The 25,793-nt window shown below is 61.6% G+C and carries 23 protein-coding genes and 4 pseudogenes; 13 read left to right on the top strand and 14 right to left on the bottom strand.

Annotation, left to right across the window (positions count from 1 at the left end):
• Window positions 1-7: 7 nt before the first annotated feature.
• From CR165_RS22220 to CR165_RS24700, 6 genes are all read right to left on the bottom strand, one after another.
• Entirely contained in the window at window positions 8-400 is a 393-nt protein-coding gene (locus tag CR165_RS22220; protein WP_109519098.1) for a LexA family protein, read from the bottom strand.
• The gene (locus CR165_RS22215; RefSeq protein ID WP_109519097.1) at window positions 400-696 is read right to left on the bottom strand and encodes a hypothetical protein; all 297 of its coding nucleotides are present in this window, start codon (window positions 694-696) and stop codon (window positions 400-402) included. The genes CR165_RS22220 and CR165_RS22215 overlap by 1 nt, the downstream gene beginning before the upstream one ends.
• A gap of 93 nt (window positions 697-789) precedes the next feature.
• On the bottom strand, window positions 790-1,275 hold the full coding sequence (locus tag CR165_RS22210; RefSeq protein WP_181378304.1) for a helix-turn-helix domain-containing protein: 486 nt from the start codon (window positions 1,273-1,275) through the stop codon (window positions 790-792).
• Between the two features lie 386 nt (window positions 1,276-1,661).
• Window positions 1,662-1,898 carry a hypothetical protein gene (locus CR165_RS22205; protein WP_109519095.1) on the bottom strand — a complete coding sequence of 79 codons (237 nt, stop codon included), beginning with the start codon at window positions 1,896-1,898 and terminating at the stop codon, window positions 1,662-1,664.
• On the bottom strand, window positions 1,898-2,527 hold the full coding sequence (locus tag CR165_RS22200; protein WP_181378303.1) for a ParA family protein: 630 nt from the start codon (window positions 2,525-2,527) through the stop codon (window positions 1,898-1,900). The genes CR165_RS22205 and CR165_RS22200 overlap by 1 nt, the downstream gene beginning before the upstream one ends.
• A gap of 671 nt (window positions 2,528-3,198) precedes the next feature.
• Window positions 3,199-3,939 carry a thioredoxin domain-containing protein gene (locus CR165_RS24700; RefSeq protein WP_146202003.1) on the bottom strand — a complete coding sequence of 247 codons (741 nt, stop codon included), beginning with the start codon at window positions 3,937-3,939 and terminating at the stop codon, window positions 3,199-3,201.
• 324 nt (window positions 3,940-4,263) lie between these two features.
• On the opposite strand from CR165_RS24700, the pseudogene CR165_RS25840 reads away from it, so the two are divergent.
• Together CR165_RS25840 and CR165_RS24695 are read left to right on the top strand one after the other, a co-directional pair.
• A pseudogene (locus tag CR165_RS25840) lies at window positions 4,264-4,554 on the top strand (IS5/IS1182 family transposase); the annotation flags it as partial.
• Between the two features lie 38 nt (window positions 4,555-4,592).
• Entirely contained in the window at window positions 4,593-6,983 is a 2,391-nt protein-coding gene (locus CR165_RS24695) for a WcbI family polysaccharide biosynthesis putative acetyltransferase (RefSeq protein ID WP_146202002.1), read from the top strand.
• A 220-nt stretch (window positions 6,984-7,203) separates the two neighbouring features.
• Here the strand turns inward: CR165_RS24695 and CR165_RS25475 are convergent, their stop codons facing one another.
• From CR165_RS25475 to CR165_RS22165, 7 genes are all read right to left on the bottom strand, one after another.
• Entirely contained in the window at window positions 7,204-7,710 is a 507-nt protein-coding gene (locus CR165_RS25475; RefSeq protein ID WP_219929831.1) for a glycoside hydrolase family 15 protein, read from the bottom strand.
• A gap of 32 nt (window positions 7,711-7,742) precedes the next feature.
• A complete protein-coding gene (locus CR165_RS22190; RefSeq protein WP_181378302.1) occupies window positions 7,743-9,425 on the bottom strand; it encodes a S8/S53 family peptidase in 1,683 nt (560 codons plus the stop codon).
• Window positions 9,426-9,471: 46 nt separating this feature from the next.
• The gene (locus CR165_RS22185; protein WP_109519092.1) at window positions 9,472-10,383 is read right to left on the bottom strand and encodes a trypsin-like serine protease; all 912 of its coding nucleotides are present in this window, start codon (window positions 10,381-10,383) and stop codon (window positions 9,472-9,474) included.
• A gap of 1,063 nt (window positions 10,384-11,446) precedes the next feature.
• Window positions 11,447-12,112, bottom strand: a complete 666-nt coding sequence (locus CR165_RS22180; protein WP_245906692.1) for a transposase — start codon at window positions 12,110-12,112, stop codon at window positions 11,447-11,449.
• On the bottom strand, window positions 12,076-12,465 hold the full coding sequence (locus CR165_RS22175; protein ID WP_146202001.1) for a hypothetical protein: 390 nt from the start codon (window positions 12,463-12,465) through the stop codon (window positions 12,076-12,078). The genes CR165_RS22180 and CR165_RS22175 overlap by 37 nt, the downstream gene beginning before the upstream one ends.
• 59 nt (window positions 12,466-12,524) lie before the next feature.
• Window positions 12,525-12,806, bottom strand: a complete 282-nt coding sequence (locus CR165_RS22170) for a helix-turn-helix domain-containing protein (RefSeq protein ID WP_219929830.1) — start codon at window positions 12,804-12,806, stop codon at window positions 12,525-12,527.
• A 22-nt stretch (window positions 12,807-12,828) separates the two neighbouring features.
• Window positions 12,829-14,190, bottom strand: a complete 1,362-nt coding sequence (locus CR165_RS22165) for a type II toxin-antitoxin system HipA family toxin (protein WP_109519089.1) — start codon at window positions 14,188-14,190, stop codon at window positions 12,829-12,831.
• A 283-nt stretch (window positions 14,191-14,473) separates the two neighbouring features.
• Between CR165_RS22165 and CR165_RS26080 the strand changes: the two genes are divergently transcribed.
• The 11 genes and pseudogenes from CR165_RS26080 to CR165_RS22115 all read left to right on the top strand — a co-directional run bounded on the left by CR165_RS26080 (window position 14,474) and on the right by CR165_RS22115 (window position 24,092).
• Window positions 14,474-15,787, top strand: a complete 1,314-nt coding sequence (locus tag CR165_RS26080) for an MrcB family domain-containing protein (RefSeq protein WP_146202000.1) — start codon at window positions 14,474-14,476, stop codon at window positions 15,785-15,787.
• Window positions 15,771-16,229 carry a hypothetical protein gene (locus CR165_RS26075; protein WP_281262125.1) on the top strand — a complete coding sequence of 153 codons (459 nt, stop codon included), beginning with the start codon at window positions 15,771-15,773 and terminating at the stop codon, window positions 16,227-16,229. Before CR165_RS26080 ends, CR165_RS26075 begins: the two co-directional genes overlap by 17 nt.
• 63 nt (window positions 16,230-16,292) lie before the next feature.
• Complete coding sequence (locus CR165_RS22150; protein WP_181378301.1) at window positions 16,293-17,279, top strand: AAA family ATPase; 987 nt, start codon at window positions 16,293-16,295, stop codon at window positions 17,277-17,279.
• Window positions 17,280-17,376: 97 nt separating this feature from the next.
• A complete protein-coding gene (locus tag CR165_RS22145; protein WP_109519087.1) occupies window positions 17,377-17,769 on the top strand; it encodes a 5-methylcytosine restriction system specificity protein McrC in 393 nt (130 codons plus the stop codon).
• Window positions 17,770-17,851: 82 nt separating this feature from the next.
• Window positions 17,852-18,883, top strand: a complete 1,032-nt coding sequence (gene istA / locus CR165_RS22140; RefSeq protein ID WP_109519106.1) for an IS21 family transposase — start codon at window positions 17,852-17,854, stop codon at window positions 18,881-18,883.
• Window positions 18,880-19,662 carry an IS21-like element helper ATPase IstB gene (gene istB, locus CR165_RS22135; RefSeq protein ID WP_109519086.1) on the top strand — a complete coding sequence of 261 codons (783 nt, stop codon included), beginning with the start codon at window positions 18,880-18,882 and terminating at the stop codon, window positions 19,660-19,662. The genes istA and istB overlap by 4 nt, the downstream gene beginning before the upstream one ends.
• Before the next feature lie 103 nt (window positions 19,663-19,765).
• A complete protein-coding gene (locus CR165_RS22130) occupies window positions 19,766-20,359 on the top strand; it encodes a 5-methylcytosine restriction system specificity protein McrC (RefSeq protein ID WP_181378300.1) in 594 nt (197 codons plus the stop codon).
• Between the two features lie 30 nt (window positions 20,360-20,389).
• Window positions 20,390-20,575 carry a hypothetical protein gene (locus CR165_RS22125; protein ID WP_109519084.1) on the top strand — a complete coding sequence of 62 codons (186 nt, stop codon included), beginning with the start codon at window positions 20,390-20,392 and terminating at the stop codon, window positions 20,573-20,575.
• A gap of 642 nt (window positions 20,576-21,217) precedes the next feature.
• Window positions 21,218-21,661, top strand: a pseudogene (locus CR165_RS25830) (class I SAM-dependent methyltransferase); the annotation flags it as partial.
• A gap of 482 nt (window positions 21,662-22,143) precedes the next feature.
• Window positions 22,144-22,329 (top strand): annotated as a pseudogene (locus CR165_RS25230) (integrase core domain-containing protein); the annotation flags it as partial.
• A gap of 227 nt (window positions 22,330-22,556) precedes the next feature.
• A complete protein-coding gene (locus CR165_RS22115; protein WP_109519082.1) occupies window positions 22,557-24,092 on the top strand; it encodes a glycosyltransferase family 4 protein in 1,536 nt (511 codons plus the stop codon).
• Between the two features lie 254 nt (window positions 24,093-24,346).
• On the opposite strand, the pseudogene CR165_RS22110 reads toward CR165_RS22115, so the two are convergent.
• Window positions 24,347-25,423 (bottom strand): annotated as a pseudogene (locus tag CR165_RS22110) (IS5 family transposase).
• Window positions 25,424-25,793: the final 370 nt, after the last annotated feature.

The raw sequence follows: 25,793 nt of genomic DNA, 5'->3' as shown, positions 1-25,793 counted from the left end.
GCCGGCCTCACACCCGCTCGCGCACCAGGGCGGCCACCACCGCCCAGAGCTGGGTATCCTCGCCCACCGGCACCGGCGGCTGATCGCGTCGGCCGGGCCGCAGCCACCACTGGCCGCGGCGAAAGGCCAGCTGGGCCACCAGCACCTCGCCGCCGACCATGATGATGGCGACCGAGCCGTGACGCGGCTCGGCCGCGGTGTCGGTGATGAGGATGTCGCCCGGCAGGATGCCGCGCTCCACCAGCGCCTCGCCCAGCACGCGGACCGGGAAGCGATGCGGCCGGCGCAGGTCGAGGATCTGCGACAGGTCGATCGGTCCCTCGATATGGTCTCCGGCCGGGGAGACGAAGCCAGTGGTTTCGGCGCCGGTGTAGCCGCCGCCTTTATCCGAGCCCGTCATCAGAAAAACGCGGGGCCGCGTACCGGATTGATGACCTCGCCCGCGGTGCAGGACTTCACCAGCGCCACGCGGGCCACCGGCTGGCGGCAGACGCCGCAGCGCATGTGGTCGGCCATCTGCGACACGCTCATCTCGCCGCGCGCCTCCACCAGCTCCTCGACGCAGACAAGCCGGTTGGGCGGGCAGGTCGGATCCGCGCAGCGCGTGCGGATCAGCCACCCTTCCCAGTGCGAGAGAGGGCCCGCGCGGAAGGTGAGAGCCACCTGCGGAGGCGGTGGGACGGGCTGCACGAACATGGTCGAACCTCTATATCTGTCCCCAGCAAGCCCCCGGCGCGGACGCTAACACTGTGAACAGAAAGAGAACAACAGATTCGATAGGGCAGTCTTTTAGCTGATGGTGGCCGAGCTCCCCCACCCGACTGCTTCCAGCAGCCCCCTCAGCCTCTCCGGCGCGACCGCAGGCGCGGCGCTGCCCTCCCAGAGCACTTCTCCCCCCTGCCCTTCTTCTGGTTTTTCATCAGAATCTAAGGCTGACCGGAAGCCGGTATCAGAAGCTCCGCGCCACTGCGCCGGCTCCTGGAACAGGTAGGCATTTGTCACCTGGACCCACCGACCATCCGCCATGGCGCGGCGCGGCACGCGCAGCAGGATGCCGGCGTCCTCTAGGCGCCTGACTGCCTCCTGCACGGTGGAGCGGGCCAGCAGCGCCTCATGGGCGATCTGGGCCAGGGAGGGATCGCAGGCCCCTGCCCTGCCTTCTCCGCGGTGCAGCAGCGTCCACAGAACGCGCAGGCCGCTCTCGCGCAGCTGGCCGCCGTGTCGGCCGGAGCCGCGGCGATGGGTGGCCCGCTCCAGGCGGCGGGCGGTGGTCATGATGGCGCGCCGCGCCGGGCGGCCGAGCTGCTGGCGCTGCCAGGCGGCAACGGGGTGACAGCCGGCGCGCGCTGGCCGGCGGTGGTGGATGGGCATGGCTTGTCACCAGCCCGCAGGACGCAGGTTCCCCGCACCGCAAGAGGCTTGCGATTTCGAGAGCGAGCGCATAGCCTGGGGTTGTCACACACGCCGGGCTAGTCTCGGTATCGAAGGGGTCGGTTCTGCTTCGGCGGGGCCGGCCCTTTTCTGTTTCTGGCCGGCGGGAGTGCGCGGCGGAAAGGAATGATTCCAGCCGCGCTCTTGTATGACAAGCCTAATAATTTCAGGCGCTTACATGCATTCTTGATTGCTTACATGCTTACTTGCTTACATTCAAGAAAGGGCTGCTAACCACCCATTTTCCCTAGATATTCCTGAAGCGCCGCCTCAACGATTTCCTGCTTCGAGGTCTGCGAGCGATGGGCATACTCGCGCAGCCGGCCCACGGTGCTCATCTTCACCCGCGAGGTGAACTGCACGAGTGGGTCACTCTCGGCCTGACGGGGCGGCTCGGCGCTGACCTCTCCCTTCCGCACCAGCAGGTCCGGGGTCAGCCGCGCGGCAGGCTTCGGCGCTTGGCTCATCACTTGCTCACCCTCTCAAGCCGGGTTGCGATATAGGTCCAGAGTTCAGCGATCTCCCCGGCCGCCGCGGACTTCGGGTCGATCTCGCCAGCAGTCCTGCCGTCCGTCATGGAAGCGGCGAAGTCCACCCGGTTATGGATGTCGATCGGCGCGAGGGGGCCGTGCTGGGAGAGGGCGCGCACCGCGTCGGTCTTGAGCTTGGATCGGGCCACCGCCTGATTGACCACGAACACCATCGGCTTCTTGGCCCGCTCCACGATGTCCACCGTGGCGCCGACTGCCCGCAGATCGTGCGGCGATGGCTTGGCCGGGATCAGCACAAGGTCCGCCTCGGCGACCGTGGATGCGATGCTTTCGGTAATGGCCGGCGGCGTGTCGATCATGCACAGATCAATGCCGGCATCATCGAGGGCCTTAAGGGTGGCGCGCAGGCCATCTGGCAGCACGCGGACCAGAGCTGGCGTCTCGGCCTCCCGGACTTTGAACCAACCCGAGAGGTTGCCCTGGGGGTCGGTGTCGATCATGGCGACTGAACCGATGCCCTGGCGTTCCGCCTCAACGGCGAGGTGGCCGGTCAGGGTGGTTTTGCCCACCCCGCCCTTCTGGCTCGCAATGACGATGGTTTTCAAGCCCGTGCCCCTTGCTTGCAAGCCGGCTTGCTTACATGCCAGCAGGCTTTCTTTCATATTCCAGATGAAAGCATAAGACTTTTGGCAACGCAAACGTAAGTTCGGAAAGAAAGCTTTCATGTAAGCAAGAAAGCTTTCTAGCTTGTTTGCTTACCCCTTCACCCGCTTCTCTGTCTCAATCTAATCCATGGTCGGTCCGCGCTCTGCCGGTCGCCAGTCAACAGGCTCGACCTGCCCGGCCGGGCTGCTGTTTTGGCAGGTTGTCTACCCGCCGCCCGGGATATCCCAGGACTAGTGGCAGCGTCTCTCGACACGCGCGCCGTCTGGCCTGGACGGCGGCGGGCAGGGGAGGGCGGGCCATAATGGTGCGGATGGCTTCAGTGGCACAGGGCTTGTCGGAGCGAGCACGTGGGCGCGACATTCGGCGGCGGCGCAGTCCTGCGTCATGCCTATGCTCCCTGGCGCTGAGGCTCCAGCAAAACTTACGCCGCCAGACCGACCACCTCCCACTCTTGTACAGCTGAGTTGCATGGTAAGCCAACATCGCGTGCCTAGGGTCGCCGACCAATGTCGAAGAAGGGTGGAAAGCCGTCACAGGCCCTAATGCCGAAAGCGAAAGTAGCCTTCTGACTCATAATCGAAGGTAGATCGAAAAGTTGAGCTTCGAACAACTACGAAAGGGCGGCGATAGCAGCATCTCGCTTTAACCTGCCGCGCACCTTTTTCTCCACCATGGAGGCTCTCCACTTCTCATATGAGCGTCTACTAAGATTGGTGCGGGCAGTCATTGCATGTCTATAGTGGACGTCGAAGTCACGTTCAAACGACGTGGCAGAAACTAGATCGTGAATCAAAGCGGATGTACTTTCAATCAAGGACATTTTGAACTTAATCGTCAGCGCATTCTCTTGGTTCATCTGCGCTATCAAAGATCCTGAAATTTCTGTTTCATCCGAATTGAGCGGCCGTTCCCATTGACCATGCGCCAATGTATTTCGCAGCCCTATTATTGGCTCTAAATATTCTGAAAGTATCTTTTGGATGGCGGTGAGCCGGAACCAGGCAGTTCCAGGAAGCGTCGATTCCGACAACGGCGCCCTTGGGATGTTGTACCTTTTCCGATAGCCGATCTCTAAGGCCCGCTTCCACCGGGCCGCTTGAGTTCTCTCAGCCAAAATCAACTCTCGATTGGCACTGCTGAAGCCTTGAGCCTCGTAGATTAGCTTCTTGAGACGGCACTCTGCCCAAGCCCCGACCAGGAATAACAACAACTTCTTTAGTGTCTCAGCTAAAGAGACGTTCTCTTCCGCTAGTGCTCGGTTTAGGTCTCGCTCAATCTGAGCGATGCCCGCCTCAACAGCACGAAGGTTCTTGACGTGAGCCTTATAAAGGTCTGAGACACTGGCAGGCACACTCGTCTCCGGTGTTAGGCGACAGCGCTTCCTGGTCGCCAAAGCGCACGTTTGCATGCGCTTTGGCGACCAGGAATCGAACCTGGTTATACTCCCGAAGGCGTGTTTCCATTACACCATCGCCGCACCTGCATGTTACATCCAGGTACTTACTGGTCAAGGTCCTCAGTAGCATCCCTCGCGGCAGACCAGTCTCTGGTAGGGTTAAGAGATATCTCAAGCAGACACCTCCAACGTCCGTTCCGGGTCGGCTGCTGACATGCACTGCGGCAACGAACCGTGGCACCAGGAAACTCTCTTTAGGTTAGGCCTGATAAGCAGACTTATCGCTCGGCAAAGAACGAGGCGTGGCTGGTTGAACGCGGCCTGGTCTCGCGCATCCACCGCAAGAAGCCGCCGGGGCGGCCGATGGCGGCGCGGACATGGCGGGCCAATGCCCGTAAATCGGCGGTGCACTCGGTCGTCGACCATGTCTTTGCGCGGCAGAAGGGTCCGATGGCGCTCGTCGTGCGCACCATCAGCATCGCTAGGGCGCAGGTGAGGATTGGCCTCGCCAAACTTGCCTACAACATAAAACGCCCCGTCCGGTTGAGCGGCAAGGTCGCGCCAGCGTAGCGGCATGCAAGCAGGCCAGTCACCGCCGCTCCCCCGGAATGCGCAAACGCAACCGCGTCATCACCAGCCTCAAACGCCATCATCCATCAGAGCCTCAGGGTTTCTGGAGGTATCCAGATGGTGAGCATCTTCTAAGTAGCCCAGTTCATGGTAACACTTCACGGATTCCTGCTGAGACGCCCTACAACACCATGGATGCAGAAATGGGTAAGAGCCGCTGTTTGGTTACTGCACGGAATGACTTCTTTACCGGCTCCTTATCCTCTGGTGCGCACCAAAATCTTTCCTATCGATCCTGGCACCCCTGTTTGGTGGACTGCCACTCGATCATCCTGGTGTTTTCTAATCGGCAGATTGGCTCGATCGTGTCTGAGGTGACACCAACCGACGCGTTTACCGTGAAAGCGTCGGTAGAGCAGGATCCCGCAAGCCCGGTACCAGTGACGTTTTTCAATGCTCAGGGTCTGGGGATTCCTGTATCCCATGATGGGAGAACAGTGACCCTTGAACCAGGCGCTGAGGTCGAAAGCGATCCGGTGCAAGTTCAGTTCACTAGAGGATCAGACATCTACGTCCGGCAGAGAACCGGGGTAGCCACATCCGGGCTTAAATGGCCCGTCGGAAACATGTCGGTGGCTCCCAAGGGCGAAGGGTGGGGCGTCGCTGACTGGATCGACTCTACAGCCCCTCTGCGACGCCTGAACCAAGCGAAGATCCCACGCCCGACAGCGGTTCTTGGCATCCCAGCCGACCAGTGCGTATCCACGGTTATTATCGGCTCTTCCACCGCCGCGGGGCAAGGTGACACAGCTGCTGCGCCACTGTTTGATGCAGGGCTGCTCCAGAAATCACTGTATGCTGCGGGCATCCCCTACGCGAATGCAGCCGTCGTCGGCGACAACATCCGAAAAATGTTGAGGACGCCGAACTTCCGGCGAGAGTACCTCCTGCGGACACGCCCCTCCTTCGTAACGATGGGCTTGGGATTGAATGACATCTCGGTCACTGGGATTACCCTTGATCAAATCAAAGGCCGCTACGTGCGAGCCTTGGATTTCTTCTGGGGCCTTGGATTTCCCTCTGTTGTCCTCCTGGGTCATCCAACATTGGCTGCAACAGCTGCAAACCACGCCCCTATTGAAGACCAAGTACCGGCTGCCTCGAGTGCTCTTCGCATTGCCACAAATCAGTGGCTTCGAGAGCTGGTTCATCCGGGCCTTCTGGATATCCTCGATGTGGAGGAGGTCGCCAAGATTCCTGATGATCCGAGCCGCATCCGCGTGGATGGCGGACCGTGGTTGATGGATGCGACCCATATATCTGCGAATGGTCATGCACAGATTGCAGCAGCCCTGCTGCCTAAGTGGCAGATCATTTGCGAGCGCCTTTTGCACAGGCCACAGGAGACGCGTTCGGAGGACCCGCTTCCGTCGAGTTCAAGTGAACCAACGCCGTCTAGTCAATCGAACTCATCGGCCTCACGCATGATCGCTCGGCCACAACAGCAGGCTAAAGGTCGTATGCGCGTCGTGGTGATAGGCAACTGCCAGACGACAACGGCTGCCGATGCGATCAAATTCTGGATGCCAAACGCACAAGTTGACCGGTTTTCAGGATCTGAGCAGTTCATCGCGCAACAGGGTGATGAGCTTCGCAGCAGCATCCTGTCGGCCGACGTGGTGCTTTACAATGCGCTGAGTGCCGCAAAGAAAGATGTGTTGAATATCCCTGAGCTGGCAGCTCGCGGATCAACCAAGGTCTTAGAGATACCCGCGATCGTCTTCAACGGCTTCCATCCAGACTGCGTGTACATCTACAATTCCAAAGGCCCTTTGCAGGGGCCGATGGGCAGCTATTCATCCGCTCTCTGTGCGGCCGCCTTCTACCTCGGGCTGTCACCCCAACGCACCTGCACTTTGTTCAATAGTTATGTCTACGCTCTTGCTGAGTACTTTGATGAATACGATAAATCTCTGAGACTTTTGCAAGATAATCTGAGAAAATTCAACATAGAATCAGAATTATTAATCAGAAGATGGAAAAGCAGGATATTTATGCATAACATAAATCACCCAAAACAGTTTGTCATATCCGATACTATAAATAATTTTATTAAACAAAATCAAGTGTTCGATATTGAACGCAATCTTGCCTTAGGCGATGCATTGCTAGATCATCTTCAGACACTGCCCGTCTGGCCTCTTTATCCTGAGATTGGCAGGAGGATTGAAATCGAAGGAAGCCTTGTCTTCAGATCTTCCTATACCAATAGGCGAGATGTGGAGGTTCCGTTGATGGACCTACCAAGTTTCGTTGCAGCTTCCTTCGAGCACTTTGCCCAGGGTGGCCTCGAGACAAGACAGGCACTGGAAAGCAATAAAAGGATCGCCCGTCTCATTCAGGTTCTAGATGGGGAAATCAAACGCTAGCTTCGATGCAGGTGGACACCTCTAAAAACCTCCCCAAAGCACGTTAGGGCTCAAGCAATATCAATATCTTGGAGTCTGCATGGAGGCGGCCGCAGGGGGTTTTTAGAGGTGTCCAGGTGAGCGCTTCAACGATGAGGGCGCGCACCATGATACCGCATGGCTGAGAAAAGACGGCGGCCTGCGTCATCGCTACGGGTCGCCAGTTGATCAAGAATTTAACCTACATCACGAAATGTCCTATAAATAAGACTGAGGCGCCACAGGAAAATTGGCAGCGAAGGATCTCATCAGAATAAGAAACGGTAATGAGGGATACACGCCGCTTCTCAGTTTGGCGCAGCGCGCGATCAGCGTAAGTTCCCTGGAGTGCCTTAGCGCCCCCAGCTTCGTAGAGGTCCATCAGCAATGCCGTATGGATCAGGCCGAGGTGGCTGAAGGCCTGCGGGAAGTTACCAAGAAAGCGCCCCTGCTCGTCGATCTCCTCCGCGTAGAGGCCCAGATCGTTCGCATGGTCGAGGAGCGCGTCGAAGCGCTGCTTCGCCTCGTCCTTCCGGTCCAGCACCAGCAGCGCATCGACGAGCCAGAAGGAGCAGAGCAGAAATGTTCCCTCGTGGCCTGGCAAGCCATGGATGGGTAGGCTTCCTCCTATCTCAAGCAATGGACCGTCAGTCGACCACGTCTGCTTTCCGAATGAAGAAGATGAACGCATAGCAGTCAATTGCGGCAAGCGGCTGACCAGCAGCCCAATAGGCGTCCTGCTTAAGGCATATGGATACGATTGAGGTCTAGGAGCTGCGCCCGTGTGAGTTCCCCTGTAATGGCCTCCCGCCGCATAGCCTGGAAAGCCTCGATAGCCGCACGCTGCTGTGCCGATGTTGGGTTCTCCGGCGCAAGTCTACTACGAACCAAGGCGCGGCCGACTTGGTCTAATATCATTGGGCCTTCACGACTAAGCCGCCCCATTACGATATAAGGGAGAGAATCTGGTGGCCCGAGCGCGACATTGGGCGTAGGACCAACGGAGCGCCGATCCCAGAAATTTCTTGCTGGCATTAGGTCTGCAATGTCGCGCCAGGGCCGAACTTCGGGCTTTCCTTGCGCTTCTACGAAACTGAGTCCTTCTGTCGCCGGTTCGCACTCGTCCTCCCATAGCGGGAGGCGAGATGTGGAGCGCTCGCGGATTAGGAGGCGAAGGCGTACACGTTTTTCCTCTTGATGCACACGCACTCGTGCTACCCGGTCTAGGCTAATGGTCTTCCAGTCCCGCCCGTCGCCATTCTTCTCCCGACATAGAGTCTCGAGCGTCCGCTTGTCTCTTTCGTCATCATGCTTCCAATTACCATGGAGCAGTCTTCCATCAATTAGGCGAAGCACGTCATCATAGAGGCGCAATGCCGCAGGAACATCGAGGATCCCATATGCAACAGCGGTCTCGTTCTCGGGCATGAGGCGACGAGCCGTGATCCGCAGCCGTTCCCGCACTTCCACAGACTGACGTTCCGAGTGTGCGGTAAGACTGAGTAACATCGCGGCAGTGAAGGAAACCAACGGCGCGGCGAAACTAGTGCCGGTTAGCTTGGGCATCCCAGTATTGCCCGTTTTTGGCGAAAGGCCGCATCCGGGGGCCAGCAGATGGACGTGCTCACGGCCATAGTTGGAGAAGCCGAGCAACAGGCCGCGCCGATCATGCGCGCCCACAACTAACAGGGGCGGATGGTCGCGGGCATATAAGGCAGGGTAGCTAGCATATTCGGAGAGACTCCGCGCTTCGTTGCCGGCCGCTACAACTAAAACTTGTCGATAGCCAACCGCTTGGCGCAAAGCAGCATCAAAGCCCACGAAAGGAACGGGGGAACCAATACTAAGATTTAGCACAGCAGGGCGTGGCTCCCACGCCTCGAGGCTTGAGGCCAGCACGCCCTCGCGAAAGCGCACAGTACTACCTCCGCCTGCGTCGAACAGTCGAGCGAACGTAACTTTGATCCGCTTGCCTAATTCCGGTGGATCTTTTTGCCAGAAGGCGGGTCCTCCCAAGGCAAGATGGGCTACCTCGGCGCCGTGCCACCACTCACTGTCCGGAGGCGGAGGCTCCACGTTGCCAGTGCCATCGCTTGAAATGCCGTGTTCAATTAAGGGTCCGGCGGAAGTCTGCCGGCGATTTTGAAAGCGAAGGCTCAGGGGAATTTCTTCCCGATGGTCTTCGCGGATGCCGTTGTCTCCAACACGGATGGCCACTGCCCGCAAAGTACCACCATTAGCCTGCACGTAATGGATAGCATCCTGCGCTGCTGCCCATGCAGCGCCCGTGTCGAAGGGCCACGAGGCATCGGCGTCTGTTCCCTGTGCGCAGGACGCACCATTAAGGCGCGGATCGTTGGGCTGTACAGCGCTCATCCGCGTTATGTCGCGCGCTTCGCCGGAGGACTCCGTGGCCGTGACCATCCCTTGTGCAGCGGCCTCGCCGCTAAGTAGGAGGGTCACTACCAAGCTAACGGCGGCAGCCGGTCGCATTGTCAGATACTCCGCATAGCGCTTGGCGATTCTCCTGTGCCCATTTCATTAGAAACTCTTGGATAGGCGGTGACCACAGCGCCGTGACGTAGGAGGTACCGGTGTTGGGCACAGCAGCGGAGTTGACGGCATGGATCACGGGCTGGCCGCTTACCCGCTCGTGCATGGTTGGCCCACCACTGTCGCCTTTGCACAGGTAGCCTTGGCCTGTTTCCCGCCCTGCTTGGGTTTCCCCCCAGTACTCAGCGTCGCCAGCCAAGCGAACCTCCCCCGGCAGCCGGCGCAGCGTAGTGTCTCCGATCCGCAGCTTGCCATCTGCCGGCTTACCATCCTCCGTACAACCCTCGCCCATCAAGCGTGCCGTCGACCCTCGAGGTAACGGATCTAAGGACAGATTCTCGTAGTGGTTCACACGCACCGAAGTTCTAGGCAGACACATTGCCACGTCCGCACTAGCCTTATTGTTCAGGTAGGCAGGATGGATGGTGCAGTCCGCCACCCACTTTTCGTCGCCACCCGCGCGTTTGCGTACCAGTGTTACCTTGTTGTCGTTGCCGACGCAGTGAGCCGCGGTGAGCAAGGCCTGCGGTCCCACCAGTGTGGATGTGCAAAACCACTTATCAGCACCCAGCTCAAATTCGGTGCGGAAGATAGCGGGCCAGTTGCGCGGGTCTACCTCCTCGGCGTTGCCAACTTTTAGGCCAGTGCCATCCTGTGGCAGATCCGATACGGCTTTCATCTCCAATGAGCCCGTCGGGCGTGTGCGAATCTTAGGTGAAGATTCGTCCTCCGCCGTCGCTGAGATAGGGAGAGCAAGCGCCACGGCCAGCAGTACGGGCGGGATCAAAGACGCTGGACTCATGTCATATCGTCTAATATTCCAATTCATTGTCCGGAATCCTTCAGGGCAGCCTGGATAGACTCTGAGAGGGCTTTGGTGAGCGCATCTCCTTGCCGTGCCATAGTGGCGTTCATTAAGCGCAGCACCTCGTCAGGAGTGCCTGCCTCGGTGACAAAAGCCCCAAAGTTCACCGCTCCCTCCGGGGCGCGAATGACAGCGGCTTGGTGTAGATCAGCAAAGGGATCCGCGCTGCTTACGCGCTTAATCTCGGTTCCTGGGCGTACCGGCCCTAGGTTGAATGCAAACACTGTCTCAGCGTTCTCTCGCGCAGTAGCCTCTGTGGGGCGGGGCGGGAGTGGCGTTCCACGCAGCACCAGTACCAAGCCCAGCGCTTTGACCTCGTTGCGACCACGCTGAGCGGATGTGCGGGCGAAGTGCAACAGGCGAGGCTCCACAAGTAGTTCCAAGCGGTCCCCTAGCGCGTTTACGTGCAGGCTTGCCTCTAAGTAAAAAGCCGGTGGGGCGGTGAGGTGCGTCGTCCTTCCGAGCTCGCTGGGTAAGGAGCCCTGCTTCGGCAAGGGTGGAATTTTCCCATCCGAACTCACACTACCGATACGGCCGCGCAGCACCACTAGACACTTCTTACCTGGCTGCAAACGCCCAGAGCCAGAAGCATTCCAGTTCCCTGTGCGCTCGCTTTGTAGCCGCGACAAATAGTCTTTTACTGCTGAGACCCCGACGTCCACAGCTACCGGGATCAGGGCAGCCGCCGCGCCTCCGACCAAGCCCGCAGTGGGCTCAGGTTGGCCGCCTGTCACTGGGCATGTGTCGAGCAGCCGCACCAAACCGGCGGGGCGATCATAGACTGTTTTCATCTCGACCGGCAGAACCGGCTGTGTCTCGTCTAACATGGTGCGGGCGCAGCCGCTCAAGGCCGCCAGGATGCCTAGCGTTGCAGGCATACGTCTCCAGAGATCTTGCATGCTTCCTCCACCTCCCCTGGACGCGTAACTTTTAAGTAGCCGGCAAAAATTGAATGTTCTATGATCGAAATCATAGAAAGATCAGAGGAGAGCGGGGTAATTTTTTCGAGAGATCACTTATCCAGTAGCTACCAATTCAACCAGGCGAGTGGCGCCTTTAAGAGCCCGCTTTGCTCTGTTGAAACCTTCTGCCGAGATCTGAGGATCATGAGGTTGTGGGTAAGGACGCGCAGGATGAGCTCGCGCCGCTGCGACTGATGGCTGCGCGCGGTCAGCGCTGAACCGAGGCGGCGCTTATGTTGACTGAACCCGCTCTCGATGTGCCACCGCTGGTGATAAAGGGCACGAGGAAAGTGTTGCCGGAGAGCTCGCCTATGGGTCGTCTTCGGCCAGCGCCGCCCGGTGTTGCGGCGGTTCAGGGCGATGATGCTGCGTTTGATGCCGAGTTCGTCCTGGCAGAGGCGATGGTTGTGCTCGGCGTCGTACCCTGCATCGGCCAGCACCGTGTCCAAAGCTATGATGGCCGCGGCCTGGCGCAGGGCGGGCGTGAAGTCTGGGGAGTCCTGACTGGGACCGAGGCCAGTGACCGCGCCAATGATCAGATGCGAATGGGTATGCAGCACTGCGGTCAGTTTGGGCCAAGCCCGCTGCCGATGGCCTGAGCCCTTTCTCCCGCCACGCCGCTTGCCGAAATGTTCGCTGATGTGCCGCGTTTCCAACCCAGTCGCGTCCACAGCGGCAACTGGTGCTGCGCCGATCAGCCTGGCAGACCGGGCCCGCTCGACGATGACCACCTGAGCATGATGGAAGGCCCCCCTTTTTCCGCCTCCGGTAGGAGGCGGCGGGCTGCATAAGCCAGGGTGGAGTAGTGCGGCACCTTCCGGAGACCCAAAGCCTTTCGCAACTCCTGCCACTCGGCCACCAGGGTCACGAGACCACGGTAGTCGGTGCGCAGGAACTGTCGCAACACCAGGAGCGCGAAAAGCTGAGGCTGGGTGAAGTCATGCCGTGAGGTCCGGCTGCCGTAGCTTGGAAAGGTCCGACGGCCAACAGCCAAGGCCTCGTGTGCCAACCGCACCGCCGATTTCGTCATCCCGCGCATCGAGAACCTCGTGCCCAGACTTCGATGTCCTTCCAGCGCATTCATCGCCAAAAGGTTTCAACAGAGCAAAGCGGGCTCTAAGATTCCAGCACTACCTGGCCCCCTCATAAGCTGGCTGAGCGTTCGTACTGATTGCTGCTACCAGCAGCTTTTTTCAGCACAAAGCCAACCTGGTAGCCGAACGGCCTACCAATTTTTGCTAGCGTTTCTGCGGTTGGATTGGCTGTCCCTGCTTCTAGCTCGATGACCAGCCGCCGCGTCAGCTTGAAGGTTTGCGCAAAGCGCGCCTGCGTCATGCCCAGAGCCTGCCGCATCCGTTTGACGGCTTTGCTCCACTCCAGCCCGCCTGCTGCGATGTCCTCGTTCAGCTGGATGCGCAGAGCCATCCGCTCCTCAGGAGAGGGTCGCTTAACGCGTGGCATGATGTCGCCTCCGGCCCAAGGCTTCGAGAGCCTCGGCATGCTGCCCACAGAAGCCCATGGCACCCGCAATCACGCGGTCAGGGATCCCTATTTTGCGCGCGCGCTCTGGCATCCGGTGCAGGCAGTCCGCCTTGCTGGCCAGCACCTCCATGAGATCTGCAGCAACAAAGCCTGGCACGCCGTCGGCTGCGACCCGGCAAACCTCTTCCCAATCGGGATTCAGATCCCGTCGAGCGCCATTGAACGGCCTCATGCATTTCCAGGTCGTGGAGCGGGCGACACCAGACGGATCCAGGCGCATTGGACAAAAGTCGTAGAGTGGCGCTAGCCGAACTGTGCCATCCGCCCTCTTCTGAAGCGCTGTGTTCCGCCCGTGATTGTCCGGATTGCCTAGCGCCAGATTGAGCACATCGCGCAAAACGTACTCCGTCACCTCAGCAGCCGGGTCATCGCAGCAGGTCTTGAGGACAGCCAGGTACTCCTCGTGCGAGGCTTGATGACCAAAGGCCGCGATACCAGCGGCAGAGACAATGCTCTCCTGACCCAGACGCACCACCCGGCCAGAGACCACCTCTCGATCAAAGCGCGGGATGAACAGCGTGCCATTACGGTGCTCGAGCGGCCGCGCACACCGAAGACCAAAGATCCGCGCAAGCTCCAGGTAGGGTGCCTCGGCCGCCAGGATGAGCCTGGTCACTTCGTCCTTGTCACCCATCCACTTGATGATCGCATGGTCAGTGGCTTGGTCGTCCGGCACCATCGGATCCGGGAGCCAATGACCGGCTGCGTTGCGGGTCATCAGCAGCTTGGGCCAAGCCCCCTGAACGCCGCTGGAGCCGGACGCTACGGCTGCAAAGTCGCGCGCAAACTCATTGAAGGTGTCGCCGCGCTCAAAGATCTCCTCGAGCGTCAGCCCCGGGTGGGCCTCGGCCGCTTTCACCCGCTTCCGCTCGGCGTCCCAGGCTTGCTTGATCCGGATGTTGCCAATCGGATCGCCGGCCGCTCGCAGCAAGAGAGGGGTGTCACAGGCAGCAGCATCCTGATGGAGACCCAGGACCTCGGCCAGCACCTTGCGAGCATGGCCCTGCGGCAGGAGGTCCAGCAGGAACGGTGGCCAGCTCTCGAAGCTAGACAGTCGCAGAGAGGGTGGCAGCCGCACACTCAAGGCCTGCCAGCCGTGCACCCTGTCCGTGAAATCTGGGTCCGCTTCAAACACCCAGGCATCGTCATAGGCCAGTTTGCTCGCCCCCCTCCATCCCGCCTCGGGATGGTTGAGGGTCAACTGAGCGGCGTCATTCCATCGCCCCCCCGCATGAATTTGGAGGGTGAGCTCCTTGGGCTTCGGCATGTGACCCTTTTAGCGCACCATTTTCGGCAATATCCATTCCTATTGATCCCCAAGAGGTACATTTTTGGGAGGCTCTGATCCGCTGATTGGTAATTATACATCTGGTATTACTTGATATTTTCTGCTGCGGAGGGAACTCTGCGTGCCATCAGGGTCGTAGATCTTCCACTCGCTCTCTCTCGGTGCTGCCAAGCAGCCGTGTGCCTCATACTTGTGGCCATCCTCGTGATCTGGTGAGGCTCTTGGCGCTTGGTTATCTTTGCCTTGCTGGGGAGGGTTCGGTGTGATTCAGATTGCGCGGCGTGATGTGGAACTGCTGGCCCAGAGCCGGACCAAGGCGCGCTACAAGGATCTCTCTCCCGACCAGCATCAGGCCTACCGCACCATCCACACGGCCTTGGAACAGCTGGGCCAAGTGGCGGTCACCACCCTCGGCAGTCCGCAGGACTTCGCCGCCAAGGTGACCAGCGGCTTCTCGGTGCAGGGCGGCGTGCGCGGCTATCTGCCGAAAGACCTGTGGTTCGGCGCTTACAACCGCCGCAACCTGGCCGCCTTCGTCGGCATGCCGCAGGTCTTTGCCATCGTCTCGGGCCAGGGCGTTGAGGTGGGCTTTGCTGCCACCATTCATCCTAAAGATTTTTATAACAAAACGACAAAACTGAAGATTAGGAAAGCCGCCCCGCAGATCTTTGCTGCCCTACCGCCTCCTGGCTCGGCACAGGCCGAGACCCTGACACAGGCTCTCGCCCGGTCAAACAGAAGCTGGCTGTTTCGCCGCAAGACCCGGCTTGGCCCTGGAGTCGCCGACTTCACTGACCTGGACGCTTGGCTCAGCTTCCTCGGCTCCGCCGAGGGTGCCAATTGGGCTAGAGGGTCGATCAGCCGCTACATCGGCCTCGAGGAGCTCGACCAGACCAATTTCGAGGTGGTGGTCCAGGAGGTCGCCACGCTGTTCGCCCCCTGGATGCACCTGGTCGTGCCTCTGGCCGATCAGGCATCCGATCTGCTGTCCCGGGAAAGCACTGAGGAACTCGATCTGTCTATGCCCCTGCTGACCACCGAGGAGGTCGTCCGCCCGGCCCTGGAGGAGTTTCTTTCCCGCTTCTCAGCGATCCGCGGCAGCATCCCCTTTGGCCGCCACGCCGAGCTTTGGCCGCTGATGGAGCGGCTGCAGACGGGCTTGGCGGCGCTGCCGCCTCTGCAGGCCCATCCACAGGTCAAGGTCAGCTGGAGCCTTGGCGCCGGGGTCTGGGCCACCGTGCCCTGGATGGCGCTCATGGATGAACGGGAGACCAGTTCGACCCAGCGCGGCCTCTATGCGGTCTTCCTGTTCCCGCAGGACATGTCCGGCGTCTATCTCACCCTCAATCAGGGGGTGACCGAAGTCGTCCAGCAGCACCGCCGCAGCGCAGGCCGCCAGGAGCTTGCTGCTCGGGCCCGGCGGGCGCGTGCCATGGTGCCGAGCCTGGCCGAGGCCGACTTTCGGCTTGATGACAGCATCGACCTGCAGACCACCAGCCTCGCTGGGCACCGATTACGAGCACAGTACCATTGCCCACAAATTCTACCCCGCGGGCGCCGTGCCTTCCGACCTTGAGATCACCGCCGATTTGGAGGCACTGCTGGACGCCTATGCCGCGATCCTGGATAAAGGTGGCCTGGCCGCTCCGGGAGACACGCTGCCGACTGCTGAAGCTGCACCCCGGATCTGGTTCTGGTCGCCGGGGGAGGGGGCCGCACACTGGAACGAGCTCTACGAGCGCGGACTGATGGCCGTCGGCTGGGACGCGCTCGGCGATCTGCGTCAATATGCAACACCGACGGCCATGCTGGAGGCGCTGGCAGAAGCCTATCCGCGCGACGGTCAGCCCAGCAATGATGCCCGCGCCTGCTACGACTTTGCCCATGCGATCCGCCCCGGTGACATCGTCTTTGCCAAGCGCGGGCGCGGCACCATTGTCGGCCATGGTGAGGTTGTCGGCGACTATGCGTATGACCCAAGCCGCGCAGCGCTACAGAACGTACGCGCGGTTCGCTGAATTGCCCGCGGCGAGTGGCAAGCACCCTTCACGCTGCCTACAAAGACTTTGACCCAACCGATCATGGAAACGGCCAGCCTGGACGCGCTGTGGGCAGCCGTAGGGGCCACAGACATTGATCCGCCCCAACCCCTGCCGGAGCCTGAGCGCAAGGCCTACAGCATCGACGAGGCGATGGACGGGCTGTTCATGCCGCGCAGCACCTTCGAGCGTGCCCTCGATGTCTGGCGCCACAAGCGCAACCTGATCCTGCAAGGCGCCCCGGGGGTTGGCAAAAGCTATGTGGCACGCCGTCTGGCCTACGCCCTGATGCGCTTTGAGGATCCCAGTCGGCTGCGCACCGTGCAGTTCCACCAGGCCTACGCTTACGAGGATTTTGTTCAGGGATACCGGCCCAACAAGGACAGCTTTGTGCTGCGCGAAGGGGTGTTCCTTGAATTCTGTCGCCGGGCCCTCGCTGATCCAAAGCAGATCTATGTTTTCGTCATCGATGAGATCAACCGTGGCAATTTGTCCAAGATCCTGGGCGAGCTGATGCTGCTGATCGAGCCGGACAAGCGCGCACCCGAATGGGCGGTCAAACTGGCCTATGCCGAGCAGGCTGATGCGCGCTTCTATGTGCCACCCAATGTCTATCTGCTCGGCATGATGAACACCGCCGATCGCAGCTTGGCCGTGGTCGATTACGCGCTGCGCCGGCGCTTTGCCTTTGTCACCGTGGCGCCGGGCTTTGCCGAAGACAGTTTTGGCGCGCATCTGCACAAGTCCCAGGTTTCGCCTAAGACAATCAATCGGATCCGCACCCGTATGGCCGATTTGAATCAGGAGATTGCTGGCGATCGCAGCAATCTGGGTCCAGGATTCTGCATCGGCCATAGCTTCTTTGCCGGACCGCCCAAGCCTGCAGAGGGAGAGGCGGGGCTGGCGCCGGAAGCAGAAGCAGATTGGTACCGTCGGGTGATCGAGACCGAAATCGTGCCGCTGCTGGAGGAGTATTGGTTCGACGATCCGGACAAGGCGGAGAGCTGGCGCAGCAAGCTCTTGGCTTGATAGCGGGCGGTCATGCCCAGCTCCATCCCGATCCAGAACCTCTACTACCTGTTCCTCTACGCCTGGGATCGCTTTCCCGAGGGGCGGGCGATCGAGCTTGGCGCAACGGGGGGGGCCCGACATTCTCGACCTCTTTGCGCGCGTGTTTGCGCGCGTGCTTAGAAACGGCATGCGCCGTCTGCTACGGCAAGGCATCGACCGCGGCTACCGTGAGCTGGTCGAGGAGACAGCCGCGCCTCGAGGACGCTTTTTGCTGGCTGACACCATCAAGCGGGCTTCGCTGGTGCGTGGCCGCGCTGTCTGTTCCACGGATGAGCTCAGCGTTGATCTGCCGCACAACCAGATCCTCAAAGCCACGCTGCGGAGCTTGGCGGCGGCCGAAGGCTTGAACCGAGAGCTGGCGCAGGAGCTGCGTCGCCTACACCTGCAGTTGGCGGGCGTATCAGACCGACCGCTGTCCCGTGCGTTGTTCCGGCAGGTGCAGCTGTAGCTGCCGCTGTGAAACTGACCCAGGCGCCGTTTGAAATCTGACCCATGCCTAAGGTGGCCCTGTCGTGGTGACGGGGGCCTGGATGGTAGGGGGAGAGGTGGCCTTGGAGATCAGGGTGCTGGCCAAGCATGGACTGGGCGTGCGGGAGATCGCGCGACAGGTTGGGGTGTCGCGCAACACGGTGCGACGCTACCTGCGGGAGCCTGAGGCAGGCCGCTACCGCGGTCGAGTGCCGCAACCCGGCAAACTGGCGGCGTTCGAGGGGTATATCGCGACGCGGGTGGCCTCGGCGCTGCCGGAGCCGCTGGCGGCGAGCGTGCTGCTGCGGGAACTGCGCGAGCGTGGCTATGAGGGTGGCTACACCATCCTCAAGGATTTCCTGCAGCGCCTGCGTCAGGCGGTGATGCCGGAGCCGGTGGTACGGTTCGAGACGGCGCCGGGTGAGCAGATGCAGGTGGACTGGGCCTCGCTGCGACGTGGCCCGGATCGGCTGTCGGTGTTCGTAGCGACGCTGGGCTGGAGCCGGGCGGCCTATGTGGAATTCGTCACCGACGAGCGGCTGGAAACCCTGCTGGCAGCCCATGAGCGGGCCTTCCTGGCCTTTGGCGGGGTGCCCAAGGTGGTGCTCTACGACAACATGCGCAGCGTGGTGCTGCAGCGGGACTGCTACGGCCTCGGCCTGCACCGCTACCACCCGGCCTTCCTCGATTTTGCCCGCCATTGCGGCCTGCGGCCGCGGCTCTGCCAGCCCTACCGGCCGTGCACCAAGGGTAAGGTCGAGCGCTTCATCCGCTACCTGCGCGGCAGCCTCTGGGTTCCGCTGGCGAGCCGGATGGCGACCGAGGGCGTGGTGGTGGACCAGGCGGCGGCAAACCTGGCGGCGGGGCGCTGGCTGCGCGAGGTGGCCAATGCCCGGGTGCATGCGACCACCGGAGCGGTGCCTGCGGAGCGGCTGGAGCAGGAACGCGCGGCCCTGCAGCCGGTGCCGCCGCCCTATCAGGGTTTGGTGCTGCGCGCCGAGGCTCTCCAACCGCCTGCCACGCAGCCGATCGTCGGGCTGCAGCATCCACTGGCGGTCTATGACGCGCTGCTCGCTCCGGCGGGCGTGGCATGAGCAACACCCAGCACGCCCGGATCGTCGAGCTCTGCACGGAGTTGCGGCTGGCGGCGGTCCCCGACCTTTACGGCGCGACGGCCCAGGCCGCGGCGGCGACAGATGCGTCGTTCAGCGACTTCCTCGAGGAGACCCTGAAGGGTGAGCGCGAGGTGCGCCGGGGCCGGGCGCGGGAGATGTTCGCCCGCACGGCGGGGTTCCCCGCGGTCAAGACGTTGGATGGCTACGACTTCGGCTTTGCCACCGGCGCGCCGCGGCAGCAGATCCAGGAACTGGCGAGCCTGGCTTTCGTCGAGCGGCGGGAGAACGTGGTGCTGCTCGGCCCCTCGGGCGTGGGCAAGACCCACCTGGCAATCGCACTCGGCTACCTGGCGACGCAGCGGGGCTGGAAGGTGCGGTTCACCACTGCGGCCGACCTAGTGATGCTGCTGGAGACCGCGCAGCGGCAGGGGCGCCTGAAGGAGGTGCTGCACCGGGCGGTGAATACCTACCGCCTGCTGGTCATCGACGAGATCGGCTACCTGCCGATGGGCCGGGAGCAGGCGAACCTGTTCTTTCAGGTGGTGACCCGGCGCTATGAGCGCGGCGCCATGGTGCTGACCTCTAACCTGACCTTCGGCAGCTGGGATCAGGCATTCGCGGGCGAGACAGTGCTGACGGCAGCCATGCTGGACCGGCTGCTGCACCATGCCACGGTGGTGCAGATCAGCGGCGAAAGCTACCGCCTGAAGGACAAGCGTCGCGCCGGGGTCATGGCAAAACCGAAGCAGACAGAATGAGAAACGCAGCCTGGGTCGGGCTCACCCCCACACCGGGCAACAGACACGTGGGTCAGCTTTCGACCGGCACATCAATCCAAAGTGGGTCAGTTTTCAAACGGCGTTGACACAGCTGTCGCGCAACACCCGACACTACGATCTGCTGCTGCGGATCTGCGCCCTGATCCTCGACAATCTTCTGCCCGGCGAAGGACAAAGCCGCACCCGATTTGCTGATCTGCTCGAAGACGAGGTCCGTATGTCGACCGTGTTCGAGGCCTTTTTGCGCAACTTCTATCGTGCCGAGCAAAGCATCTTTCGGGTGAGCGCTGAGCACATTGCCTGGGATGCGCACTGCGCCGATCCCGCGCACGCGGTGTTTCTGCCCAGGATGCGCACCGATGTGACGCTGCGCAGCCTGGGGCGTACCATCGTCATGGACGCCAAGTACCACAAGAAAACGCTCAGCCGCTTTCGGGACGGACCCGAGACGCTCAAATCCGAGAACCTTTATCAGATGCTGACCTACCTGCAGCACATCGACCACAATACGCCGGCGGCAGCCAAGGCCGAGGGCTTGCTGCTCTACCCGCGTGTCACGGCGCAGGATCTGCGGCTGGACTACACCTTGGCCGGCCATCGGGTGCGGGTGTGCACGCTGAATCTCGATCAGCCCTGGACGGCAATCCATCAGGATCTGCTGACCTTCCTGAACTGACGAAGAATCTCTCGCAAGAGTATCTTTCACTTGCTGCGCCTGAAGGTGATGATTGAGCTTGAGACGCTCGGCATCACTCAGCAGCCGCTGAACCTGGCCGGCAACACGCATCATCCGTTTCACCCTGCGCTGCGCGCGCTCCGCAGCGGGGCGGCGGCGCAGGCGGCCCTGCTGCCCATCGCTCCCCGCGGTGGCCCGCGGCGTGCTCTGGCCTGACCTGGTCCGATGATCCCGCTCAACGCGGTCTGCCGGCAGGAGTGTCGCAGACGCTGGACGAGGAGGACGCGGCCCGGTAGGTTCAGCCAGCCGGTTGGTGCCGGCCTGTCCAGCAGCACAATCGTCCTGTGTGAATGGCTTCACGCCCCCCTTCACACCCCAAGCTGCTGAAATCGCTCGAAATGTGAAGCTGTGAAGCTGTGAACGCGTTTCCTCGCGCCCACGTGGCGCGGCCGCGTACGCGGGCGCGCCCGCGTACGCGCCTTTTGCGCGTGCAGAGGCGCGCGTGAGGGACATGACCTTCACACGGTTCACACATTCACATATTCTTCCAGATCAATATTTTACGCTGTGAACCGGGCTGTGAACCCGTTCACAGCCCAAGGCGATGGCTGCAGCGGCAGGAGAAATCCTCTCAGCCTCAAAAAAGCCGCTTGCCTCCACCCCGCCTTCTCCGATGTGCTCACAGGCAGGAGAGCGGGCGTACGCGGAAAAACGTGAAACAGCCATTGGACAGATTGACGGGGAGCGCTGACCCGGCCCCCCCCTTGCGGGTCCCTCCCTAGGGGTGGGCCATTATGGTCGGGCAGAGCATGCGCGCGCGCCAGTGGCGCGGTTTGGGCGAGGTTGACAGGGTTGACGATGGTTGACGCGGAGCAGCAGGGCAGGACGGAGGTGGCGCTCGCCTGGTACGCAGCCGAAGCCACGATGCTGGCCGAGCGCGATGCGGCGGTGCCGGCCGAGGCCCTGCTCGGCTGGCTGCAGCCCTTTCTGCCGCAGGAGCCGGGGCTGATCCTCGATGTCGGCGCCGGCACCGGGCGAGAGGCGGCGTGGCTTGCCGCACAGGGCCACCAGGTGCTGGCGATCGAGCCGGTGGCCGCCCTGCGCCAGGCGGCCGAGCCGCGCCAGGCCGGGCTGCGGGTCCGCTGGCTGGACGACCGCCTGCCGGCGCTTGCCGCCACGCAGCGGCTGGGTCTGGCGGCCGATCTGGTGCTGCTGAGCGCGGTCTGGCAGCACGTCGCCCCGGCAGACCGGCCGCGCGCCTTCCGCAAGCTGGTGGGGCTGCTGAAGGCGGGCGGCCTCCTGGCGCTGACCCTGCGGCACGGCCCGGCTGAGCCCGAGCGCGGCATGCACCCGGTGTCGGTGGCCGAGATCGAGGCGCTGGCCCGGGCGAAGGGGCTGGTCCTCCTGTCCGTCACCGAGGCGGCTGAACGGCTGGGCCGGTCCGAGATCCGCTGGACGCAGATGGTGCTGCGCCTGCCCGATGACGGCAGCGGCGCTCTGCCGCTGTTGCGCCACCTGATCCTCAACGACGCGAAGAGTGCGACCTACAAGCTCGGCCTGCTGCGCAGCCTGTGCCGGGTGGCCGATGGCGCCGCCGGCCTGGCCGAGGAGGCGGGGCCCGAGCATGTGGCGGTGCCGCTCGGGCTGGTGGCTCTCCTGTGGCTCCGCCTCTACCTGCCGCTGCTGGCAGCCGGCCTGCCGCAGAGCCCGCAGAACCGCGGAGCGGCCGGTCTGGGGTTTGTGGGGCCCGGCTGCCAGGCGCTGCTCGGAGGGGCCGCCAGTTGGTGGAGAGTTTCAACGGCCGCCTCTGCGACGAATGCCTGGACACGCAATGGTTCTTGTCGCTGGAGGATGCCAGGAGCAAGATCGAGGCCTGGAGACGGGACTACAATGCGTGCCGTCCTCACAGTGCCCTGGGGCACCTGGCGCCCCAGGAATTTGCTGCCACAGCAGCCCGGAAGGGCTGCTGATGAAGCCGGAAAGCTCTCCCTGCGGGCGGACCAGTTCTGGCTACACGGTCATCCGCCCTCACCCGCCGCATCAACGGCGGGCTGAATGGCCTGACAGAGCGTGTGGCGCTTCTCGATCGGGCGCGGACTATCTTTGCTGACTGAACACACGGAAGGTTTCACCATCTGAAAGTGGATGGTCAAAGAACGCGTTTCAGCCGATAGGATGCCTCTCATGAGGTGATCGCATGCGTATTATCATCACGAACATTCGGCTCGATCAGCGCTCCGGCACTGAGATCGTCACGTCGGAAGTTGCTCAAGGGCTCTCTGAGCGAGGTCACGACGTTGCAGTCTACGTCACATCGCCACTGAGTGACCTTGCGGCTCATCTGCGGAAGGCAGGCGTGTTGGTAACGGAGCGGATCGAGAAGCTTAGTCGCTTTAATCCGGATATCCTGCATGGCCACCACACCGCTCCGTTCCTTGTCGCACGAGCTCTCTTTCCAGACGTTCCAGCGTTATGGTTCTGCCACGATGCAACATCATGGCATGATGAACCACCGGTTTTGTCTAGCATCGGTCTCTATGTGGCTCACAGTAACCCTGTCCGGAACCGGCTATGGGAGGCACTTGGCATCGATCCAGTACGCGTAGTTACCCTCCAGAATGCAAGCGGCTTACCCTTCCAGGAAGCACCACCGCCGGCGGGTATTCGTCGCGTTTTGATTATAGCAAAATACGGCGCACACCAGGCCGCGGCTGTGAAGAAAGCATGTCAGGAGATGGGGCTTGCCGTGGAACTCGTCGGCGGTGGAGTAGGCAAACTCTCATCGTCACTGCACGAAGCCTTTGTGCAGACAGACCTTGTGGTTGCCACCGGCAAAGCGGCAATGGAGGCGCTATGTGCCAATCGCCCTGTACTCTGCGCTGATGAGAATGGAGTTGCAGGTTTGGTTACAGCTGACGTCGCTGAATCCTGGTTTCGGCGCAACTTCGGATCGTCCATTCGCCGCCTGCCCTCTGAGGCGGCGTTGATCAAAGCAGAGATCAGCTTGTACGATCCAGAAGATTTTGCTCGAACGCGGGCACTACTACGACCACACCTAGATCTTTCGCGGTATCTGGACGATCTCGAGGCGCTGTACAAGCAGGCTGCTAGACACCGCCAGCAGGATGCCCCCCTGGATTTTGCCCGGGCTTTGGAAGCGGCGCTGCCCAACTTCCGCATTGATGGGCCTCTGTCACCACAAGGCCAGGAATGGAAGAAAAAAGCCGAGGCGATGGCTGCAGAGCTTCTGGAGTTGAAGTGGAAAAGCTTTTCTTTCCTCGACAAGCCCGACGCACCGAAATTGTCCTTTGGCGCCGGCCACATTGGCCTGGGCGCGCTCGGCGAGGGCTGGCTGATGATCGACTCCCGCGGCGTCTGGGTTTATCAGGAGGCGGGGCTGACACTACCTAGCCACACGAGATGGTCAACTTTCAAGGGGATGAAGCTGGAGGGAGCGCTGGATCTACCAGCCTGCATCAGTGCGCCTGATTGTCCTTTGACAATCAAGATGAATGGGCTTGATGTTGACATCCAGCTTGCATCAGCCATGAAGGCGAAAAGGCAGGGATATTTCTATTGTTGGTTCGCCTTTCCGCCTGACTTGGCACGAGAGCATAAGGTGCATCTCCAAATCATAGTCAGCGGGCATGAGGTGCCTGCTGTGGATGGTGTAGCGAGGCCGAAGGGTTTTCGCTTATCCTCGCTGTACATGATAGGCGACCAGCCGAAGTAGTCGGAATTGGTCCAGTACTGCAGGACGGATAACCCTATCTGGGCATTTTATGATGAGGTGATGGAAACCCCCGTCAGCAATGTGGACATTGGATCAGCGTGACGAGGTGGCTGAACAGCCGGAGACCTCGAAGTACCCGCCGCTGCATGACCATTGGGAGCTTGATGGTCGCGCCCGGTCGTGACGCGAGCCTGCTGATGGAGCTGGATGAGGGGCTTGGCGCCGCTGGCGCCGCTCTTTGTGGAGCTGCCGGGCTATCCGGGCGCAGTTCGGGTGCTGAGCCAGGCGAGGCGGGTGAAGTTGTACGCCAGGTTGGCCATGCCGATCTTCACCTGCGCCCGGGCCAGGCCGATGGTGCGGACGAACAGCGCCATGCGGTGCTTCTGTGCGGCGAAGACATGCTCGATGCCAGAGCGGATCCGGGCGCGTGACGCATTGGCTTTCGCCTGCAGCTCAGAGAGTTAGCGCCGAGGTGGCCGGCGGAACAGGATGTACTCGCTCAGACCGCGGCGCTCCAGGATTTCCAAGTTGCGTTTCGTGCGGTAGGCGGTGTCGGCCCAGACACGGCTGGCAGTGTTCCCGGGATCGAGCAAGCCAGCAAAGCTGCGGCTGTCGTGCTGGGCGGCATCGGTCACCGTCCAGCGGCGGATCAGCCCGTGCCGCCAGTCGATGCCGATGTGGCTCTTGTAGCCGAAAATCGGCACCGCGATCTGGATGGCTTGGCGCTGATTGCCTTCGGGTTTGGGCTTGGCCTTCCCACGCTTGAGCGTCCAGCGAGCATCTCGATCCTTCTGTGCCCGCTTGGCGCGAGACTAATCCGTAGGCGTGCCGCCCTGCCGGATTGTGGCCTTCTCCCCCAGGGTGAGCTTCTGGCGCGGCGCGGCGATGATCGTGGCGTCGATGATCTGCCCGCCCATGGCGAGGAGGCCCTTGGCGGCCAGCACCTCGTCGAAGCGGCGGAACAGGCCCTCAATGGCGCCCGCCTGTTTGAGCTGCTCGCGATAGAGCCAGATCGTCTTGGCGTCCGGCACCGCCTGGTGCAGGCCCATGCCCACGAAGCGCATGAAAGACAGCCGGTCCCGCAATTGGAACTCTGCCTGCTTGTCCGAGAGGCTATAGAGCGCCTGCAGCACCAGGATGCGGAACATCAGCACCGCGTCATAGGACGGGCGCCCACCACGGCTGCGGTCCGACCGCCTCAGCGCCGCCTCCAGTACGGGGCGGAAGATCTCGAAGTCGACCACGGCTGAGAGCCGCTCCAGTGGATCGCCGGCCGCCGACAAGGCCGCATAGCGCTCATCCACATCGAAGAAGCCAGGCTGATACGCCATTCCCGCCGCCTCCGCTGACCAGGGTCAGTGAATCAGGTCGACGCCTCAGCCGCGAGGTTCTTCGAAGTGTCCGGCCGCGGAAGGGGCCGGTCTCGACCACGAATGGCTCGAAGAAGGCCCATTCCTCGTCCGTCAGCAAACCTCGCAGCACCGGCGCCTCCCTTCAGGAGGCAGCCTTGAATCACCTCAGGTTCAGGGTGTGAAGCACCTTTGTCCACGTCGCCTAGAGCGGTTTTCGGCCTGACTGAATCGCTTGTGATCCCGGCGCCGGGCGGAAGGTGATTCAGTTGCCCTGGTATTGGAGGGGCGACGGGCATGTCGAAAGCGCTGTCAGTGGATCTGCGCGAGCGGGTGGTGGCGGCAATAGCGG

This window comes from Teichococcus aestuarii, from assembly GCF_003116135.1.
GTDB lineage: Bacteria > Pseudomonadota > Alphaproteobacteria > Acetobacterales > Acetobacteraceae > Pseudoroseomonas > Pseudoroseomonas aestuarii.
This window is presented reverse-complemented; position numbering and strand designations above follow the sequence as displayed.

What these genes read in the sequence shown, in the direction of transcription:
- CR165_RS22115 (WP_109519082.1), top strand. Translation starts at nt 22,557, where the DNA reads ATGCGTATTATCATCACGAACATTCGGCTCGATCAGCGCTCCGGCACT.
- CR165_RS22210 (WP_181378304.1), bottom strand. Translation starts at nt 1,275, where the DNA reads ATGACCACCGCCCGCCGCCTGGAGCGGGCCACCCATCGCCGCGGCTCC.
- CR165_RS22175 (WP_146202001.1), bottom strand. Translation starts at nt 12,465, where the DNA reads ATGAATGCGCTGGAAGGACATCGAAGTCTGGGCACGAGGTTCTCGATG.
- CR165_RS22150 (WP_181378301.1), top strand. Translation starts at nt 16,293, where the DNA reads ATGGAAACGGCCAGCCTGGACGCGCTGTGGGCAGCCGTAGGGGCCACA.
- CR165_RS22190 (WP_181378302.1), bottom strand. Translation starts at nt 9,425, where the DNA reads ATGGTCACGGCCACGGAGTCCTCCGGCGAAGCGCGCGACATAACGCGG.
- CR165_RS22185 (WP_109519092.1), bottom strand. Translation starts at nt 10,383, where the DNA reads ATGAATTGGAATATTAGACGATATGACATGAGTCCAGCGTCTTTGATC.
- CR165_RS22220 (WP_109519098.1), bottom strand. Translation starts at nt 400, where the DNA reads ATGACGGGCTCGGATAAAGGCGGCGGCTACACCGGCGCCGAAACCACT.
- CR165_RS24695 (WP_146202002.1), top strand. Translation starts at nt 4,593, where the DNA reads ATGCGCAAACGCAACCGCGTCATCACCAGCCTCAAACGCCATCATCCA.
- CR165_RS22205 (WP_109519095.1), bottom strand. Translation starts at nt 1,898, where the DNA reads ATGAGCCAAGCGCCGAAGCCTGCCGCGCGGCTGACCCCGGACCTGCTG.
- CR165_RS22170 (WP_219929830.1), bottom strand. Translation starts at nt 12,806, where the DNA reads ATGGCTCTGCGCATCCAGCTGAACGAGGACATCGCAGCAGGCGGGCTG.
- istB (WP_109519086.1), top strand. Translation starts at nt 18,880, where the DNA reads ATGAGCAACACCCAGCACGCCCGGATCGTCGAGCTCTGCACGGAGTTG.
- CR165_RS22215 (WP_109519097.1), bottom strand. Translation starts at nt 696, where the DNA reads ATGTTCGTGCAGCCCGTCCCACCGCCTCCGCAGGTGGCTCTCACCTTC.
- CR165_RS22165 (WP_109519089.1), bottom strand. Translation starts at nt 14,190, where the DNA reads ATGCCGAAGCCCAAGGAGCTCACCCTCCAAATTCATGCGGGGGGGCGA.
- istA (WP_109519106.1), top strand. Translation starts at nt 17,852, where the DNA reads ATGGTAGGGGGAGAGGTGGCCTTGGAGATCAGGGTGCTGGCCAAGCAT.